The sequence below is a fragment of the Oleiphilus sp. HI0080 genome, assembly GCF_001635135.1.
In genome coordinates this window covers 1-1,185 of record NZ_LWFU01001076.1, presented here as the reverse complement: position 1 = coordinate 1,185, position 1,185 = coordinate 1, and the positions used below count along the sequence as shown (strand labels likewise).

At 46.2% G+C, this 1,185-nt stretch carries 2 protein-coding genes; both read right to left on the bottom strand.

The window, feature by feature from the left end; all coding sequences use genetic code 11:
* A partial coding sequence (ndk, locus tag A3751_RS19910) for a nucleoside-diphosphate kinase (protein ID WP_068458669.1) occupies window positions 1-378 on the bottom strand: 378 nt, incomplete at its 3' end.
* 134 nt (window positions 379-512) lie between these two features.
* A partial coding sequence (locus A3751_RS19905; protein ID WP_156492666.1) for a cysteine desulfurase family protein occupies window positions 513-1,185 on the bottom strand: 673 nt, incomplete at its 5' end.

The following is a 1,185-nucleotide window of genomic DNA, read 5'->3' as shown; positions in this document are numbered from 1 at the left end:
TGCTGCAGACTCGGCAGAGTCTGAACCATGCACTGCATTCGCATCAATAGACGACGCGAAATCCGCTCGGATAGTACCTGCATCGGCTTCTTTCGGGTTCGTAGCACCCATCAAGTCGCGATTTTTAAGGACAGCGCCTTCGCCTTCTAATACCTGAACACAAACAGGGCCAGAAGTCATAAAAGAAACTAGATCCGCAAAGAAGGGACGCTCTTTATGCTCTGCATAGAAACCCTCAGCCTGCTCCTTAGAAAGACGAATCATTTTTGCTGCAACAATTTGCAAACCGTTTGATTCAAAACGATCATAGATTTTGCCAACAACATTTTTAGCTACAGCGTCAGGCTTAACAATTGATAAGGTGCGTTCTACCGCCATGGTTTCTATCCCCATTAAAATGTAAATTCGGCACACGGAATGCGCCATTCATAAATTGCGGCCGAATTATATGTCTGATTCACTCAAAAATATATCTTTGTACCGCGAGATTCGTAAAACTTAACGTTTTGGCACTATTGCGCCAACTTAGACAGCGCATTTCTCAATTGTGACGCCGCATCAAGGACTTCATCATCAGTAGTAAACCTTCCAAATGAGAATCGCAATGAGCTAAGAGCTTCTTCGTCGCCCAACCCCATAGCCTTCAGCACATGCGAGGGTTTCATGCTAGCAGAGTTACAAGCGCTTCCGGATGACACCCCAAGGTTTGGCAACGCAGTCAGCAGCATTTGCCCATCCACACCTGGAAAAGATAAATTAACAATGCCTGGGACAGTTTTTTCAGGATTACCATTTATTCTATACGTTGCACCACCAAGCATTTGTAAAAAACGCGCCCGATATCCAGCAACGCGTTCTTGCTCCGCCTGCATATCCTCAGTACACAACTGCAAAGCTTCCGCAAAACCTACAATCTGATGCACCGGCAACGTACCAGAACGCATACCTCTTTCATGCCCGCCTCCATGGATCTGCTCACGAACGCCAAACTCAGTAGATCGCCTAACGAACAGTGCGCCTACACCTTTCGGACCATATATCTTATGCGCACATAAGGAAATCATGTCTGCAGGCAACTCACTCAGGTTAATACGCAATTTACCTGCACTTTGCGCGCAATCAGCATGAAACAAAGCGCCATGCGATTTAGTGAATTGTGCCAGCTCCATAATCGGATTAACGACA